The following is a 16,500-nucleotide window of genomic DNA, read 5'->3' as shown; positions in this document are numbered from 1 at the left end:
CGGAAACGAATCTAGTATTTCCAGTCGTCCGTATCCGACGATCCGTCATCGGAAGGTTTTGCTTTCGCCTTGTTTCCATCTTGATAATTCAGATTGTCTTCGATCTGATCCAGTGATTCTTTTTTCCAAGCGGCTGCTTTACGGCCAAGGGCATTATCATGGTTTCGATCGTTAGCTTCCTGGAAGGAGGAAGCGGCCTTTTCGTACTTTCCACCTCTAAAATAAATAGTCCCTTTGCGAAAAAGCGCCGCTTGATCCATAGTCGAATCGGCATTTTCTAAAATCTTATTTAAATACTGTATGGCCGAATCCGGTTTACCGATTGAGTCGTAACTTTCCGCAATGAAATACCATGCTTGTTCCCTGGCTTTTTCGCTTACACCGAGATCCAGCGCTTTCTTAAAGGACTCGATAGCCCCGTAATATTGTTTTCTAAAATACAATTGCCTGCCTTTTTCCAGCAGCCCCGAGCGAAATTCCGAATCCACCGAAATTTTATCTCGATCGAAATAGGCGTCCGCTTGTATGTAATCTTCGTATACGTCATAGGCGGACCAATCTTTACCCATTTTTCGTAACGATTTTCCCCATCGAACCCTTGCTTTAACGTTTTCAGGATCCTCTTGTAACGCCAAAACGTAGTTTTTTCGCGATTGGTCGTAATTTCCCTTCTTCATATAATAGTCGGCGATAGCCGACAACGCATTTGAACGAAGTTTATTATCGTTCGAGGTTCTAAGCACTTCTTCTAAGTGTCCTTTTCCTTCTTCGTCCCGATTAAGCATTAAAAGCAAGTTACCGAGACCGTATGCGACTTTAGCACGTTCTTCTCGAGAAAGTCCGTCTTTCTGATTCAATTCGCGATAAATGCCGAGAGCGAGCATTTTATCGTTACTCTTCTCTAGAGCCTTCCCAAGATCGTATTTGATTCGAAATGCAAGTTGAGTCGAAACTTCCTTAGCGGATAGTTCCGAAAAAATATCCAAAGCTTTTTCGGCGGATTTAGGATTGGAATGTTTTAAGAATTCCTCCCCCTCACGAATTTTTTCAAGGACTTCCCGATTGTTTCCTTCGTTATCCTGAATAACGGCGGTATAAATTCCGGTTAGCAAACCTGCGCATATAAATAAAAAACCAGTTACTAGTATAATGGAACGGTTCAATGCCTTCCTCCGCTAATCTTAGCCAGACAATGTTTTGTCCAAAATTCGGTTCGATCTGGATTATATGATTTTACTTCTTTTTGCACGAAATACTTTAACGCTTTTCTGAAATCCCCGTTTCGATAATAAGAAAGCCCTGTAAAGAATTTTGCCTTTCCCCGTACGTCTTGATTATCCGCTTGTTCAAACGGAGCGAGCTGGCGAATCGCCTCCGAATAATCGTTCTTCCAATACGTAGATTTAAGAATTTTATTTAATTCTTCATCGGATGCAACGTTATCTTTTGAGATCGCAGGTTGGTTTTCCTTCGGAGTCTCATCTTGCACTGTGTTTGACGGATTAGAACCCTCGATTGCAACGTAAGACTGATCTTGCGAAAGAGTAAAATCTTCCTTGTCGCCGCGCTTAACCGTAACGCCGAAATAGACCGTATTCTTGGACGGTTTCATTCTAACCATCACATTGGTTTCCGGATGAGTAACCTCGCCTAACTTCCGAACATTACCGCCTAAAAAGGTTGCCACTCCGCCGGAAAGGGGTTTTGTCGCTTGGTAAACGGAATAAACGGTATTCTCATCAGGATTTTCAGGAGCCTTCCAATCCAGGCGGATTCCTTCATTTACCGCAGTGGAACTCAGGTCCTTTACATGCATTTCATCGAAGGAGTATTCAGATTTGGTAATACTATCTTCGTTAGGCTGTTTACGTTTATCCTGATCATAAACGTAAAATTGCCGTATGAATGACTGATTTTGAATTAGAGGTATGACTTCCTTCAATCCTTGCCTAACGGTTACGCCGTAATAAATCGTTTGAGACTTATTTAAGTCCTGATCTAGAAACGAGTTTTCAGGATGAGATACTTCCGCGAGTTTTTCGGCCTTACGCATCAGGCTCAGACTGGAAAGCGGCTCGGCCGATCGATAGATAGAATAAATTGTTTCTCCCGGAATACCCAATCGATAGGGTTCCCAAGAAACACGAAGATATTTTCCTTCTCGCTTAACGGCAATGTCGGTAACTCTTGCGTCATCGGAGAGGATCTTCTTTTTTTCATCGTCCGGATTCAGATTGGAAGTGGGCTGATTAGAAGACTGTTCGATAACCACCGGGATGGTAGTGAAATTTCGGTTAGGAACTAGTTTTAAATCTTTTTTTCGAACATGGTGGGATAGAACGACAGCATAGTAGTACGTTCCCGGTCGAAGGTTATAATCGTATATTTGATTTACCCCGTTGGCAATCCCGCTCGGGAACTTCCCCAAAGAGTCCGAAATATAACATTTTTCCGGAGTATCGATGACGCTCGGGTTTCTTGCGATAATAATTTCTCCGGTTTCCCGAGGGGGCTCCCAAGTAATTCTAACCGACTTTCCATCCTTAAGGACTTCCACATTAATCGATCCTGCAACCCCGAATTGGTCGGTATCCGTACGTATGAGTTCCTGCTGTTGAGCGTCCGCTATACCAGCAACCGCGAGCAGACAAAGGAAAAATAGTATCCGTACACGGGTCTTCATTTGGGAATAGGGTTCCGTATATACATATCGGAACTAAGAAACCGTTTTTTTACTTCGGTTTTTCATAGAATGGGAGGAAAATAAAAATAAAGGCATGTCTTTAGATTGTAAAGGGTATTTCCTCAAAAAAGGGAGCGTTCTACGATTCCGATTGACGATAGCGTCCGATAATCAGACATAATACCGGATTTTAAAAACCATGAGCGACCTGGAATATTACTACGATTTAGATTATCAGAATTTCCTTCTTTCAAGCAAGCGCAGGGATGTCACTCCTCCGGAAGTAGTTTTTAAGCATTTTCCACTCAAAGATGTTATGAACTTGGTGGATTTCGGTATGGGCTTAGGTTTCTGGACCGAATATTTATTAAAAATGATCCATAAGGAAGGATGGATCTGGGGTGCAGAATGTAATCAGGACCTCCTAGATGAAGTTCTTCATTGGAAAAATCGTGAAGAAATCGATCGCTTTACTCCTTTTTATATGGAAAAGGCGGATCGCCCCCTTCTTCCGGAATGGATTCCAGTCCCGGACGTAGTCTTTGCTTCCCTTGTACTCTCGACTTTCCCGGATCCGGGCCAAGCCATGGACGGACTCATTCGTTCAATGAGGAAAGGTGGAAAACTTATCGTTCTCGATTGGGTTAAGAATGAATTCGCCATCGGTCCTAAGATCAATGACAAGATCTCTTTAGATAAAATGAAATTCCTTGCAGAGCAGTATAAGCTGGACGTGATAAAGAGTGTGCGAATCAGCGAGAACGTTTACGGGTTGGAGATACAGGCAGGATCCGATTTCGAGTACGGTTATTATGACCTAAAAGAGGAAGAAATGTATTCGGAAGAATTGATTCGATCCTAGAAAAATAAAAATCAGCCTACGGCAGCCAAAATTCGACCGGATACCTTTCCTTCCTTATCGGAAGCGGGTAAGTATTCCCCGATTTCAACGGTAAGAAACTGTCCGGGACTTAAAGCTTGAAGGTCCTTAGTCGGTAATATTACTTTTAGATAATTGTCCGTAACTGCGACTCCGTCTTTCTCCAGAATTGCTTCCCTTTTTTTTCCGAACTGTGACACCGCGTAGGAAGAATGTAAATTTTGAGAAAGCGACATGAGAGAATGAACTCTTTCCTTCTTACCTTCCTTGGTCACGGTTTCCGGAAATTCTTCCGCAGTGGTATTTCGGCGGACGGAAAAAGGAAAGGCATGAATTTTCGCAAATTCCAAATCTTGAAGAATGTTTACCGAATCTAGAAAATCCGCTTCGGTCTCGCCGGGAAATCCGACTATCACGTCAGTCCCCAAAAAAAGGCCGGGAATTTTAGATTTAGCTAATTCGATTCGTTTCCGAAAGGTTTCGGGAGTATAACTTCGTTTCATTTTTTTCAGAATATGTTTACTTCCGCTTTGTAATGGAACGTGTAAAAAAGGACAAAATCTAGGATGAGTCAACAATTCTACCAACTCGGTTCCGACATCAGGTGGCTCGATCGATGATAAGCGAAGACGGGAATATTCCAATTTATTTAAAATCGATTCCAATAACTTCGGAAATGCTTTTCGGCCTTCGGAGTTCCTATACCAACCCAAGTTTACCCCGGTCAGCATGATCTCGCCTACCCCGCTATCTTGCAAAAAAGAAACCTGATCTAGGATGTCCGTCCATTCGCGACTGACCCCCTTTCCTCGGGCTTGCGGAATCTTACAGTAAGAACAAGTCCGATCACACCCATCTTGGATTTTTAAATAAGCTCTCGTATGCCCGTTCGGCAAAACGTCGGAGTAAGAAAATCGATCAGATCGAATCGGCCGGTCTAAACTAACGGCACCTTCTCTTTCCAATATCATTAGCGGAAGGCGGGATTTATCCTCGTTCCCTACCACGCCGGCAATACCTGGAATGGCTTCGATCGATTGACGATCCGTTTGAGCATAACAACCGGTCACCCAAACTTGAGCTCCAGGGTATCGTTTTACTGCATTCCGAATAATGTTCCGGTTTCTGGAATCCGCTTTGTTCGTGACAGTACAGGTATTTACCACCACTACATCAGGAATTTCATCTTCGACGGCGGTTCTATAACCGTGGCGACTCAAGGAAGAAAAAAGTCCGTCCGACTCGAAAAAATTAAGCCTACATCCTAATGTATGAAAAAGAACTTTCTTTTCAGCCTTGTGAGAGGGCATTAATTCTCGCCTCGATTCTTTGTAGATTTCCCCGAAACTTTTCATCTTCCGGTTTTATCTTCAATGCCGCTTCGATTTGTTCTTTTGCACTCTTTAGTTGATCTAATGCTTTCTTCAAATTCCCGCGCTTCGCTTCCTGGTTTCCGCCTTTTTCATACACCAAAGCCAGATTATTCAAGACATTTGGGTTATTAGGAACGAGAGATTGTGCCCATTTTAAACTGACCTCGGCCTTTTCGGCGCTTCCCAAATAATAGTAAACTTGAGCCTCTAAAACAAGGGGATGATAGTCGTTCGGATCTTCAGATTTTAATTTTTCGATAACATGCAATGCATCGCGTGCTTTTCCGTTATACAAAAGGGCAGTTGCAAATAGCAATCTTACTTCTCGATTCTTAGGATTGATCTCATAGGATCTTGATATGATTTCCAGGGCGTCGTCGTTCCGACCAACTTGAAGAAGGTATCGAGCAAAGTCAGTGCTGACTGCCGGATCACCCGGTTTCAATTTTAAAGCTTCGGACCAATGAGTTCCAGCGGATTTCATCCTTCCCGCTTTATAATGACAGAATGCAGCCAAATAATGGGTCTCGTAACTACGCTTCCCCTGCTCATGCAGTACTTTAATAATTTCGAGCGCCTTTTCCGAATTTCCACTTTGGAATTCGGCTAGTGCTTTTGAATAATCCGCTTGTTCCTGCCCGAACGAATTCCCGGCGAATACGATCGGCAGCAGTGCCAATAAAAGGATGGTGATATGTTTCTTTGTAGCCATCTCTATCTCTCTTTCCAGCTCAATAGGGAGAATCTCCTTAAGTGGGAACTCCCATGGACTTTGCATTCAGACAGTCTATCAGGGAATGAAAGGGTTCCACCGGGTCAATGAAGACAATAATGCTCGGATATCTCGTAGCGAGAAAATGCTCGATCTTTTCTTCGGAAATGATCGAAATTTCCCCTACCTCTAAAACCGGCAATCCGTCGGGATTCCGATAAACTTCATATTCCTCGTTGTCGAGAAAATCCGTAAGAAGTATATATCCGGATCCGTAATAGACCCCGCCCTGAAAGTAGTATTTGTAAAGGACGCGTACCTCGGGAAGAAATAAATCTGGCTGAAAAACGCAGAGAGAAATTTTTTCGATTCCAGCAACGGTTCGTATCTTTCTGAGGTGAAACCAAACTTTCCGAACGAGCAAGTAGGACACTACGAAGATGACTGGGATCAGGTACGGCATAGGTTTCCCTCTGTCCTTATAGTCCTTTTCCCCGTCGGGAGCGGTTACCCAGGAGGGCAACCGTCAACCTACTCTCTTAAACGAGAGCCGGTTCTTCCGATCTTTCGGGGTTATTAGGGGAATTGTCCCCGCCCGAACCTTGGTCCGCCGGTTTATAATCGGTCCAAGGTTCTTCAACAAAGTCCAACTTTCCTTCTTTGAACGAAACAGTGATCTTAGTAGGTTCTTTGTAAGAACCCTTGAGAGTTTGGACGGCCATATAGTCTTCCAGATCTCGTTGGAACACTCTTCGTAACGGACGGGCTCCGAATTTTTCATCGTATCCGATATCCATGAAATGGTCTTTCGCCTCTTGAGTAAGCTCGATCTTGATTTTCTTATCCAAGAGACGTTTGTTCGTATCGCCAGCCATGATATCCATGATCTTCATGAGATCTTCCCTCTTAAGCGGACGGAAGTAAACTACTTCGTCTACCCTATTTAGGAACTCGGGATTAAAGTGCTTCTTGAGCTGTTCCCTTGCTTGATCGGATTTATATTTATCTTCTTCGCCGGAACGATCTTCAAACCCGAGGCGAACGCTACTTGAAATTTCCTTAGCTCCGATATTCGAAGTCATGATGATGATCGTATCTCGGAAATTCACTTTGCGACCTTTGGTATCCGTTAAGTTTCCTTCCTCCATTACTTGGAGAAGAATATTAAAGATATCATGATGAGCCTTTTCTATTTCATCCAAAAGAATGATCGAATACGGTTTTTTACGTACGAATTCGGTCAACTGGCCCCCGTCGTCGTAACCGACGTAACCTGGAGGAGCTCCTATCAAGCGGCTGACCGCATGCGGCTCCATATATTCGGACATATCGACCCTAAGCATAGCGTCCTGATCCCCGAACAAGAAGTCCGCAAGAGCTTTCGCCAGCTCGGTCTTGCCCACGCCTGTCGGACCTAGGAAAATAAAGGATCCTGTCGGGCGACGCTCGGCTTTAAATCCGGTACGTGCTCTCCTGACGGCTTTTGCGATTTTTTCAATCGCATCGTCTTGACCGACCACGCGAAGTTTCAATTCGTCTTCCAATCGCAGTAATCTTTCGGATTCACTCTCTTCCATTCTTTGGAGAGGAATGCCGGTCCATTGCGAAACGACGGAAAGAATATCGTCTTCGTCGATGGAGACTGCAAAATCATCCATCTTCTCTTGCCACGCCCGAATCTTCTCTTCCAATAATTGTTTTTTACGATTTACTTCGTCGCGAACGCCCGCTGCCTTCTCGTATTCTTGAGCACGAACCAAATCTTCCTTCTTTTGAGAAAGAGATTTGATTTCTTCTTCCAAATCCTTGATTGCCTGGGGTCTCGCGCAGTTCGCTAAGCGAGCTTTTGCTCCCGCTTCGTCGATGATATCGATGGCTTTATCAGGAAGATATCTATCATTGATATACCTGTGAGAAAGCTTAACAGATTGTTCTAACGCACGATCCGAGTACCTTACTTTATGGTGGGCTTCGTATGCCTTTTTCAGTCCTGTCAGAATTAGGATCGCGTCGTCCACCGAAGGCTCCGCGACTTTTACGACTTGAAAGCGTCTTTCTAAAGCGGAGTCTCGCTCGATGTATTTTCTATATTCGGTACTTGTCGTTGCACCGATACATTGCAATTCACCCCTAGCTAATGCCGGTTTCAAAATATTCGCGGCGTCAACCGCGCCTTCCGCAGCTCCGGCGCCGATCAAAGTATGCAACTCATCGATAAAGATAATGATATTATTAGAGGAGGAAATCTCTTTCATGATCTTTTTCAATCTTTCTTCGAATTCACCGCGATACTTGGTGCCGGCTATTAGACTAGCAAGATCCAATGAAAGAACCCTTTTATCGAAGAGTAAATCCGGAACATTCTTCTCCACAATGGCGAGCGCTAAGCCCTCGACGATAGCGGTTTTTCCGACTCCTGATTCTCCCACCAGTACGGGATTATTTTTCGTTTTTCTAGAAAGAATTTGAATTACTCGTTGGATTTCATTCGCACGACCGACGACAGGATCTAATTTTTTATCCCTTGCTAGTTGGGTTAGGTCTCTTGCAAACTCATCCAGAATCGGAGTTTTAGTTTTTTCCGCACGAGGAGTACCTGGTTGAGCGGAAGGTTGACTAGAGACTCCGACTGTACTCGTTGGAGGAGCTCCTAGTAAACGCAAAATTTCTCCCTTAATTACGTTATAATTAACGCTGAAAGAGTATAAAGCGCCGCCGGCGATATTATTATTATCACGTAACAAAGCTAAAAGAATATGCTCCGTCCCGACATAGTTATGTTTAAGGCGCTTTGCTTCTTCTTTGGAAAGCTCTATAATTTTTTGATATCGATCTTGACCTTGCGCCATATCCATGAGCAGAGTCGCGGAACTTTCTCGCGTGCGTCTCTCTACTTCCTTTCGGAGCTCGTTCAGATTGATATTCAGATTGTTTAGGATTTTGATCGCGACCGAATCCTCTTCCTTAAGCAATCCCAATAGAATATGCTCGGGGCCGATAAATTCGCTGCCGAGACGTTTAGCCTCGTCTTGCGCGATCTCGTTAATTACTCGTTTAGCTCTTTTTGTAAATTCTAACATAATTGCGGCCTTCCCCAGGGATTCTATCAATTAGACTGGTTTCGCATCAAATTTCCTACGGGAGTCTTTTTCCCTATAAGAAACATATCGGATTGGTCGTTTAAAAAGGATTACGGGGGAAACGAAGCTTTTCCTGCTTCTTTTCCTAATATTACTAGTAAGGCTAAATATGAAACTAAATTGAAAAAGGAATTTTTTCGTTTTAGTCCGAAATTTTTCCGGAAAATGATCAATCTATCCTTTAGATCTTCCCGATAAAACCCCCAATCGGTGGGTAATCGAAAACCCGCCAACGCTCCTGTTTGCGTAAACAAATCAGGCAAAGCGATGGAAAGTTTGTCTCCCTCTCCGGCATTTGTAGGGCAGGAAGTGAGAAATCCTATTCCATCTATATAGTCGAACCGTTCCGGATCCCAAAATGCTTTTAGAAAGGGCGACACTAGGATCATTGCCAAGTCGTAAAGAGAATTAGTTATATATTCCCAACGAAGATGATCCTCGTCCCCCAGGAGTAAAGTCCCGCCATTCCAGGAAATTCTCAAACATTTTGTACTGTCTGACCCCTTTTTTGCGATCTGTGTTTCAGAAAAAAAGTCCAGATTCGCTTGGTTTTGAATATTTTGGGAAGAAAACCATTCTTCTAAAAACATTGCCGGGAGAATTTTAGATCGAAGGGGGTAGACGGACCGCTTTGGATTTCTCGCAACTCGAAACCGGTAGGAAAACGGAAGAGAATAGGCGTCTACTTTTCTCATCTTCTCCAAAAAGGAGGAGGCATTAAATTGGAACCACTCATCGCGCAGCGGGAAGCCGAGCGGAGGTTCCCAGTCCGATTCGCTTTGGCGAGGAACGAAAGTCGAATATTCGTCACCAATAACGGAAATGCAATTTGCACAGCCGATTCTACCGCGTTCTTTCCAATCTCCATAGGATATACCGCAATAGACACAATCTCTCATAACACACCGTTTTAAACAGTCTGAGGAATATGCGCCGGATGCAGCTTCCCTTGATAAATTTGATTTCGCTTATGCGCGAGCGCTGCGAGTTCCATATCGTGCGTCACTAAAATCAGTCCGAATCTTAAATCCTTTTGCAATTCCTGAATCAGGCCCATTAAATTTCGTGAATTTTCCCGATCTAGATTTCCGGTGGGCTCGTCCGCTAGAATCAATTTTTTCCCGGCTACGAGCGCCCTTGCGACCCCCACACGAGCGCTTTCTCCTCCCGAAAGTTGGGATGGAAAGCTCTCGTATCTTTCTTTCAATCCGACCTTATCTAACATTGCCATAGCATCCTCCTGTGCCCTCGTAGGAGAGACACCGCGAATTAATAGAGGAATCGCAACGTTTTCCAATGCCGAAAAATCGGGTAAAAGAAGGTGATGTTGAAAAATGAATGCGATTTTCTCCGCTCGAAACGCTTCCTTTCCTTTTTCGTCCAGGTTACCGAGAGAAATTCCACAAACCTCGACTTCGCCGGAATCGAATCCGTCCATTGCGCCAAGAATATTCAGCAGAGTCGATTTACCGATTCCGGACTTCCCTTCAATGGAAAAAATCTGACCTTCTTCTACGTCCATGTCCAAACGATCCAAGATGGTGAATTCTTTCTCCAACACATGGTACGTTTTGACGAGGTTTCTGATTTTAATAAGACTCAAGTTAGTCGTTCCTTATCGTGTCCACTGGATTAAGACTAGCTGCCCAACGAGCCGGAAAGTATCCCGCGATTCCGGATAAAATGGTAGCGGCGGTCGTTACCATAAAGATGAAGGCGATGTCTATATCGACGGGTATTTTGTCGAAATAATAGATGCGTTTTGGCACCAGCTCTACCGGACTCCACTCGGCTCCGAATAAAACCGATATATCCGGTCCTAACATATTCATGATTTCCTCTATTCCATTAATAATGTTTTCTAGAGAATTTGCGAGAAAGATACCGGTTACTCCTCCGATCAAAGATGCCAAAATGCCGACCAACATCGCATTCAAAGTAAAAATCAATAATATATCCGAGGAAGGCAATCCTAATGCCTTTAAAACGCCTATCGATTTACGTTTAGCGCGGACTAACGAATAAACGGAAGCGACCATTCCCAAGGCCGCAAGGATTATAAATAAGAAAACAATGATCGAGATAATCGTTTTTTCTAATTTAAGAGCGGCGAGGAAGTTTTCCTGCTCCTCTGCGATAGTCCTTACCGATAACGATGAGGAAACTTCCACTTCTCTTTCAAAATCGGGTTCAGAAAATAAGCGTAAAAGCTTACGTTTACAATAACTTAAGTCGTCGAGCGACTTTACTTTTAACGTAATTTGGTTAACAGAATTGCGTAATTTAAAAAATCTTTGGGCGATCGGTAGCGACATGTAGACATATCGGGAATCGAATTGATAATTACCTGTTTTAAAAAAACCTGAAACGCGAAAGTTTTCAACGCTGACTTCCACACCTTTCCCTAAAGAAAACCTACCTCCGGGAACTGCCAGAGTCAGTTGTCTTCCTAAGGAAAAATTATATAGGCCTTCCATTTCCTTTCCGATGACGATATAATTTTCACGATTCATTTGAGCCAATTCATCCCGATTGTAATGAACGACTCTCGGAAAATTAGGCAATCTGGTCAAAAGTAGGTCGTCCACGTTGGATACGGGAACTGCTCGGATAATGACCGGATAAAAAGTATTATAGTTCTGAATCAATCCGTGACTTTGAATTCCGCCTTCCACGGAAACAATTCTTTGTTTCAATTCGGGAGTCTTTTCTATCCAAGAAATAATTTTCTGGTAATCGGTAATTTCGCCGGCTCCGGAATTACTCTCGATCGTAATGTGCGATCCGCCTTGCCATAAAGATTCTTTCACCTGTCTTTGAAATCCGTTGAAAATAGAAAGCACAACGATTAAAAGAGAAACCCCGACCGCCATCACCACGAAAGAAACTCTGGATTTTAAGGATAATAAACCGGCTGCACGAGAACCGCGAATATACCGAGAAGTAAGCAAAAGAACCAATGGAGTTCGAGAAAAGAGGAAGTTCATGATTAAAGCAGGCAAAATTCCCGGTAATGGCGAAATTGCTTAGTTTGACAATTCTACGATTCCGAAGCAGGATGTCAAAATAAAGTCGACTCCGTCTTGGTAATCGGAGACAGTTCGATTTCATTCGAAAGATATATGGCCTCCAACCAAGTTTACTCCTTCCTTTTTCAATCCCGAGATACTTCTTCTTCTTTATATGTACTATTCGGAGGTATTGTCGACCCAGTAAGCAGTCATATCGATCGACTGGATTTAGTCGCTGTCGGAAGCAGCGAACTGATCAATGTCCCACTTTCGGGGGCGACTTTCAAAGACATTTCCAATATCTGTCAAAAGATAAAATACGAAGGAAAACAACTTAAAAACCTAACAAATAAGCTTGGCGAACTATTTCAATCTTCCGGTAGATCCGACGATTTTATGGAGCAATTACTCCATTATATGAACAAAAGGGAAGATGAGAAAATCAGATATCTGATCAATCAAGTCGCGAATCAGGCGATTGGGAATTCAAAACCCGATATTACTCTCTGGTATTCCCTCATTGATCGGGACAAAATCGAAGACGTCAGCATGAGCGGCCAGTCTATCGAGAATTTAGATTCGGCGGAAGGGGATGGACCTCCGTCTTTAGACGAATCTTCAACTCCCGGATCGGGTAGCAATGTAGTCGCAACCGGTATCGACGCTTCTATTCCGCAGAATGCGACGAGAATTCAGTTTAAATTTATTCTCTCTCCAGTTTCCGGAATTCCTGTAAGTCAATTAAAACCGGGAGACCAAATTGTAGTTCAATTAAACCCGGGCGATCCAACGACACTAGGCGTAATCGACACCATGAAATTAAAAATGGAAGACGGGTCCATTCGCCCCGTACCAGCCACAATCGTTGCGACTGAAAATCAAGGTACGGAGAGCGAAACCGTAATCAGAATTGGAGTCGATGTTTTCGGGAAGATTTACGAAGAAGAAAATAGTATAAAAGTAAGACCTTACACCGGTGAAAAAACACCGGCAAAAAAAAGCTCCGCCTCTCACGAGGCTTCCTCCAGTCTTGAGGCCGGCGAATCGAGTCTACTATTAACGGTGCTAATCGCTTTAGGTGTCGTCGGAATCGGAATGGTTGCGGTTTTTGTATTTTTATTCTAAGCTACCTTTTTAAAAAAGAAACCACCCGATGAAAAAATTTTCCCGCCTCCATCTTGCCTATATAATCCCCTTCATCTTGTTATTTGTCTGTCTTTTCCAGCTTTTTCTACAACCGACATTTCTGGATGCAAACGACACGACGACTATGGAAGCTATGCTAGACGGAACAGGTCGAGAACCCATATCCGGTTTTTATTTTCAAGGCGGCGCGATTTCGCAAATGTTTTTAACGCAAAAGATTTTGGCGGAATTAGGCGATAACGGAATCCCGACGGATTCTCAACCGGAAGATACGATTGATCGAATGGGAAGGATCCTGTTAGGACAAAGGATTCAAATTTTCTTTTATTGTTTCTTGGGATTACTATCCGTTTCCTCTTTTGTTTCTCTTCGATACAAGACCTTCTTCTATACTTTCATGAATCGAATACTGTATGTGTTCGGTATCATCTATTCCTTTTCAATTCTACCGACATTAATCGGAGCAGCAGTAAGAACTGTAGGAACGAATTTTTGGGGCGTCCCTGCCATTTTATTAACGTTAGGGTGGATCGTATTTCTGATCTATATGTCGCTGACGATAGACCAGGTATTCTCGAACGTCGAAGCTGACCGTTTTTCGTCCTTAAGAAATCTGAAGGAGGATGAGGCCGAGTTTCGAACCGGTAGCAAAGCGGAAAGTGAAACATTCGTAAATTCGATCCTTCACTTTTTAGGAATCATCGCTTTGGGCACGATGGTAGGAAATCTTGTTTATATTCCCCTATTCCTTTTACAAAGGAATTACGCGAGTCAATTCGGAGTTTTACTCTTAATCGCACTTTTGGTGCTTTCCGGATTTTATATTCGAAACTACCTCCGACTGGGTAAAAGCGGGGATTTGGGTAAATTTCAAAACCTCGCGATCGGAATTAGTTATCTACAGTTACGTTTCGTGCGAAATATTCTCTTCGGGACTTTCGGTCTTATTTTAGTCGTGCTATTTATCGTGTTTATCTTCTCGCTTTTGATTATGAATATCGGAATTTTAGAAAACTTGTTTCCAGCCATCGATGGCGGACAAAATCTCTAACGTATACCTTCCGAAAAAGTACACCGTAATAAGATGAAACAAACACAAAACGACAAAAACCTTCTTGTTCAAACTTTTACGAAACGAAAAATAAATCCCGAAATGGGTGAGCATTAGACTAATCAGCAAAGCTTCGCTTCCGCGATGTGCGATCGTTAGATAGAAGCTTAAATAGACCGTTAGGAAAAAGAAAGACCAACCTGCTATTTTTTCCCAGTGGAAAGCTTGTCCAAGCATATTAGAATTTCCGAATTAATTAAGCGAAATGCCGAGGGTGCAATTTAACCGCAAGATGCGCCCTTGGAATCGACTTCGCAAATCTTTTTCCCACCAGGAGAATATATCGAACGAGAGAGAAACTTTCCGTCATTATCGAAAACTTCCACCGCTTCTTTCGTTCGATTAGGAAAATAATAGAACCAAGTTCTGACTTTTTTTCCCTGCGCATAATAACCGGAGTATTCCAGTTCTCCGTCTTTAAAAAACTTCTGCCAAAGCTCCGATTTTTGGCCGTCTTTATAAAATCCCCGTAACTCCAAAGTTCCATCCGAGTAATACCTCAGATACGGACCTTCCTCATTTCCTTCTTCCCCCAGCCATATCGAATCAGGGCGACGAGGACGAGTTCCGAATTTTTGTTTTACGTAAATCTTTCCGTCAGGAAAATACCAGACCCAATCCCCGACTTTTGCCCCGTGTTCGTACTGTCCTTCCGAAGCGGTTCGATCCTCCGATCTAGCGTAAGTTCTGCAAAAACCGTGAAACTGTTTAGCTTCGTCAACCGGACAATCGGAATACAATTTTCCACTTTCATAATATAATCTCTGCCGATTCGGTTCATCCAGATAATAAACGTTTCGCGCCTTATCGTATTTTGCTCCGACAGGAATTCCTTCCGGTCGAGTCGTTTCGTTGCAGGAAGTCGTTATGAGGGATAGGAGAACGATGGAGTAGAAGCGATTCATTCAGTCGATCGTGAATTTTTTTGTGACAAGAATCTCTTCGTCTTGGTCTTTCACTTCCACTTCGTAGGAACCTTCCTCGTCGAAGAAAGAATCGTCGTAATAGGTTTGGAATTTCTCGATTCTTTTTTTGAATTCCTTTTCTTGAACGCTTATCTCCGCGCGATTATCATCCAATTTGTAAATCGCTAGCTTTATTTTTTTGGGAGAAAACCATCCCCCGCGTTTATAATAGATAAAGAAATCTTGTCCGTGAGCAAAATGGTATTCCTTTTCGGAACTCATTCCTGCAACCTTATCGGGAGTCATTTTATCTACATCCATATAGATCTCATGCTTTGCCGGCCAAAGCCACCAAACCAGAAGAATGACAAAAACGATCCCTAAAATCCGAAGCCATTTTTTATTCCCGTTTGCTTCCGAAGACGGGGCCTGCGTATATTCGTCGATCCTCATACCGTTGTTTATCCTGAAGCGGGTGTCTTTTTTGGGCAATTGTTTTTCCCGTTCATCTTTCCTATCCGATTCGGAGGCTGGAACAGTTTCTTCGTTCAATTCCTCTAAATCCCGTTGAGAATTTCCCATTTGCAAGGACCTGGCATTCTCTTGGTTCTCTTGGTTAGGATCGGCTCGTTTGACAGGCGAAGTTTCTCCACCTAAAGTTTTTCGGACCGCTTCTCCGGCAGCTTTCCGTAATAGATCTTTCTTCGAATCGGACTTTTTAGCCAAGAGCATACACCTCGTCCGTAAATCGGACATATTCTTTTGCGGCCTTATTTTTAGATTGATACTCGTAGAGCGTCCGATTCAGAAGATGCGCCTCTTCTACTGCCACCGACGGAGGAATCTTCGCTTCGAATAAGCGAAGATGTTCTTCGATCATCGGAACGACCGTTTGTGACATCGTAGTTCTTGACTGATAGAGAGTTAAAAGAGCGCCCAAAATTTGTAGGGAAGGGTTATACCGTTTTACGGTCGCAGATTTCGCTTCTAGAATCGCTTCGATTCCATCCAAGGAAAATTTAGATACTTGGAGCGGTACGATCAATCCTGTTGCAGCAACAAATGCATTCATCGTGATTAAAGATAAACTAGGAGGACAATCGATAACAACGCGGTCAAAATCTTCATAGACCGATACCAAGCCTTCCTTTAAAGCAAAAAATCCGTCAAGCTTACCGGCGAGTAAAACGTCAACCTGTGAAAGTTTTGCGGAAGAAGGCAGGAGACTAAGGCCTCCAATACGTGTCGGAAGATGTAATTCCTTTATTGGAACGGCATCGCTAAAGATTAAGAACGCATCCCTTCCAGGTTCCGGTTGGACTTCCGGAAAAACGGAGGTTGCGTTGTTCTGAGCGTCTAAATCCAATAATAAGACTTTTTCACCCTTTAAAGCGAGGCCGGCGGCAAGATGAACGGCTGTAGTGGTCTTCCCTACTCCCCCTTTTTGATTAGCTATACAAAGGACCTGCTTCACTTAAAAAATCCGTTGCCTGCTAGCATCCTATTCACAGAATAACTCCATAAGCCCACAATAGACCG

The 16,500-nt window shown here is 43.3% G+C and carries 15 protein-coding genes; 3 read left to right on the top strand and 12 right to left on the bottom strand.

All coding sequences use genetic code 11. The features are described 5' to 3' along the window. Window positions 1–11 precede the first annotated feature (11 nt). Both LEP1GSC050_RS13415 and LEP1GSC050_RS13410 read right to left on the bottom strand, forming a co-directional pair. Window positions 12–1,163, bottom strand: a complete 1,152-nt coding sequence (locus LEP1GSC050_RS13415; RefSeq protein WP_010571722.1) for a tetratricopeptide repeat protein — start codon at window positions 1,161–1,163, stop codon at window positions 12–14. Beyond that, window positions 1,160–2,683, bottom strand: a complete 1,524-nt coding sequence (locus LEP1GSC050_RS13410) for a tetratricopeptide repeat protein (protein ID WP_010571721.1) — start codon at window positions 2,681–2,683, stop codon at window positions 1,160–1,162. The genes LEP1GSC050_RS13415 and LEP1GSC050_RS13410 overlap by 4 nt, the downstream gene beginning before the upstream one ends. Window positions 2,684–2,882: 199 nt before the next feature. Between LEP1GSC050_RS13410 and LEP1GSC050_RS13405 the strand changes: the two genes are divergently transcribed. Next, window positions 2,883–3,545, top strand: coding sequence for a class I SAM-dependent methyltransferase (locus LEP1GSC050_RS13405; protein ID WP_010571720.1), 663 nt, complete (start codon window positions 2,883–2,885; stop codon window positions 3,543–3,545). An 11-nt stretch (window positions 3,546–3,556) separates the two neighbouring features. Here the strand turns inward: LEP1GSC050_RS13405 and mtaB are convergent, their stop codons facing one another. The 7 genes from mtaB to LEP1GSC050_RS13370 form a co-directional block, all read right to left on the bottom strand. Beyond that, the gene (gene mtaB / locus LEP1GSC050_RS13400) at window positions 3,557–4,873 is read right to left on the bottom strand and encodes a tRNA (N(6)-L-threonylcarbamoyladenosine(37)-C(2))-methylthiotransferase MtaB (RefSeq protein WP_010571719.1); all 1,317 of its coding nucleotides are present in this window, start codon (window positions 4,871–4,873) and stop codon (window positions 3,557–3,559) included. After that, the gene (locus LEP1GSC050_RS13395) at window positions 4,854–5,648 is read right to left on the bottom strand and encodes a tetratricopeptide repeat protein (protein ID WP_010571718.1); all 795 of its coding nucleotides are present in this window, start codon (window positions 5,646–5,648) and stop codon (window positions 4,854–4,856) included. The genes mtaB and LEP1GSC050_RS13395 overlap by 20 nt, the downstream gene beginning before the upstream one ends. A gap of 37 nt (window positions 5,649–5,685) precedes the next feature. Next, window positions 5,686–6,111, bottom strand: coding sequence for a hypothetical protein (locus tag LEP1GSC050_RS13390; RefSeq protein ID WP_040911693.1), 426 nt, complete (start codon window positions 6,109–6,111; stop codon window positions 5,686–5,688). A gap of 76 nt (window positions 6,112–6,187) precedes the next feature. Next, window positions 6,188–8,728, bottom strand: coding sequence for an ATP-dependent Clp protease ATP-binding subunit (locus LEP1GSC050_RS13385; protein WP_020987450.1), 2,541 nt, complete (start codon window positions 8,726–8,728; stop codon window positions 6,188–6,190). 110 nt (window positions 8,729–8,838) lie between these two features. After that, on the bottom strand, window positions 8,839–9,687 hold the full coding sequence (locus LEP1GSC050_RS13380) for an ATP--guanido phosphotransferase (protein ID WP_010571715.1): 849 nt from the start codon (window positions 9,685–9,687) through the stop codon (window positions 8,839–8,841). An 11-nt stretch (window positions 9,688–9,698) separates the two neighbouring features. Continuing rightward, complete coding sequence (locus LEP1GSC050_RS13375) at window positions 9,699–10,391, bottom strand: ABC transporter ATP-binding protein (RefSeq protein WP_010571714.1); 693 nt, start codon at window positions 10,389–10,391, stop codon at window positions 9,699–9,701. 1 nt (window position 10,392) lies between these two features. Then, window positions 10,393–11,775, bottom strand: coding sequence for an ABC transporter permease (locus LEP1GSC050_RS13370; RefSeq protein WP_010571713.1), 1,383 nt, complete (start codon window positions 11,773–11,775; stop codon window positions 10,393–10,395). A 135-nt stretch (window positions 11,776–11,910) separates the two neighbouring features. Here LEP1GSC050_RS13370 and LEP1GSC050_RS13365 point away from each other — a divergent pair, with 135 nt between their 5' ends. Together LEP1GSC050_RS13365 and LEP1GSC050_RS13360 are read left to right on the top strand one after the other, a co-directional pair. Beyond that, window positions 11,911–12,924 (top strand): hypothetical protein, encoded by a 1,014-nt coding sequence (locus LEP1GSC050_RS13365; protein WP_010571712.1) that lies wholly within the window; start codon window positions 11,911–11,913, stop codon window positions 12,922–12,924. 28 nt (window positions 12,925–12,952) lie between these two features. Continuing rightward, window positions 12,953–13,996 (top strand): LIC_10230 family protein, encoded by a 1,044-nt coding sequence (locus LEP1GSC050_RS13360; RefSeq protein WP_010571711.1) that lies wholly within the window; start codon window positions 12,953–12,955, stop codon window positions 13,994–13,996. A 281-nt stretch (window positions 13,997–14,277) separates the two neighbouring features. Here the strand turns inward: LEP1GSC050_RS13360 and LEP1GSC050_RS13350 are convergent, their stop codons facing one another. Genes LEP1GSC050_RS13350 through LEP1GSC050_RS13340 form a run of 3 tightly spaced genes read right to left on the bottom strand, consistent with a single transcriptional unit; the run spans window position 14,278 to window position 16,435 of the window. Beyond that, entirely contained in the window at window positions 14,278–14,961 is a 684-nt protein-coding gene (locus LEP1GSC050_RS13350) for a toxin-antitoxin system YwqK family antitoxin (RefSeq protein ID WP_010571710.1), read from the bottom strand. Further along, complete coding sequence (locus LEP1GSC050_RS13345) at window positions 14,962–15,693, bottom strand: hypothetical protein (RefSeq protein WP_010571709.1); 732 nt, start codon at window positions 15,691–15,693, stop codon at window positions 14,962–14,964. Continuing rightward, window positions 15,680–16,435 (bottom strand): ParA family protein, encoded by a 756-nt coding sequence (locus LEP1GSC050_RS13340; protein ID WP_010571708.1) that lies wholly within the window; start codon window positions 16,433–16,435, stop codon window positions 15,680–15,682. The genes LEP1GSC050_RS13345 and LEP1GSC050_RS13340 overlap by 14 nt, the downstream gene beginning before the upstream one ends. Window positions 16,436–16,500: the final 65 nt, after the last annotated feature.

Source organism: Leptospira broomii serovar Hurstbridge str. 5399, from assembly GCF_000243715.2.
In the GTDB taxonomy this organism is placed as follows: Bacteria; Spirochaetota; Leptospiria; order Leptospirales; family Leptospiraceae; genus Leptospira_B; species Leptospira_B broomii.
This window is presented reverse-complemented; position numbering and strand designations above follow the sequence as displayed.

Coding starts and splice junctions, on each gene's coding strand:
- LEP1GSC050_RS13410 (WP_010571721.1), bottom strand. CDS start 2,683: ATGAAGACCCGTGTACGGATACTATTTTTCCTTTGTCTGCTCGCGGTT.
- LEP1GSC050_RS13405 (WP_010571720.1), top strand. CDS start 2,883: ATGAGCGACCTGGAATATTACTACGATTTAGATTATCAGAATTTCCTT.
- mtaB (WP_010571719.1), bottom strand. CDS start 4,873: ATGCCCTCTCACAAGGCTGAAAAGAAAGTTCTTTTTCATACATTAGGA.
- LEP1GSC050_RS13395 (WP_010571718.1), bottom strand. CDS start 5,648: ATGGCTACAAAGAAACATATCACCATCCTTTTATTGGCACTGCTGCCG.
- LEP1GSC050_RS13390 (WP_040911693.1), bottom strand. CDS start 6,111: ATGCCGTACCTGATCCCAGTCATCTTCGTAGTGTCCTACTTGCTCGTT.
- LEP1GSC050_RS13385 (WP_020987450.1), bottom strand. CDS start 8,728: ATGTTAGAATTTACAAAAAGAGCTAAACGAGTAATTAACGAGATCGCG.
- LEP1GSC050_RS13380 (WP_010571715.1), bottom strand. CDS start 9,687: ATGAGAGATTGTGTCTATTGCGGTATATCCTATGGAGATTGGAAAGAA.
- LEP1GSC050_RS13370 (WP_010571713.1), bottom strand. CDS start 11,775: ATGAACTTCCTCTTTTCTCGAACTCCATTGGTTCTTTTGCTTACTTCT.
- LEP1GSC050_RS13365 (WP_010571712.1), top strand. CDS start 11,911: ATGGCCTCCAACCAAGTTTACTCCTTCCTTTTTCAATCCCGAGATACT.
- LEP1GSC050_RS13360 (WP_010571711.1), top strand. CDS start 12,953: ATGAAAAAATTTTCCCGCCTCCATCTTGCCTATATAATCCCCTTCATC.
- LEP1GSC050_RS13350 (WP_010571710.1), bottom strand. CDS start 14,961: ATGAATCGCTTCTACTCCATCGTTCTCCTATCCCTCATAACGACTTCC.
- LEP1GSC050_RS13345 (WP_010571709.1), bottom strand. CDS start 15,693: ATGCTCTTGGCTAAAAAGTCCGATTCGAAGAAAGATCTATTACGGAAA.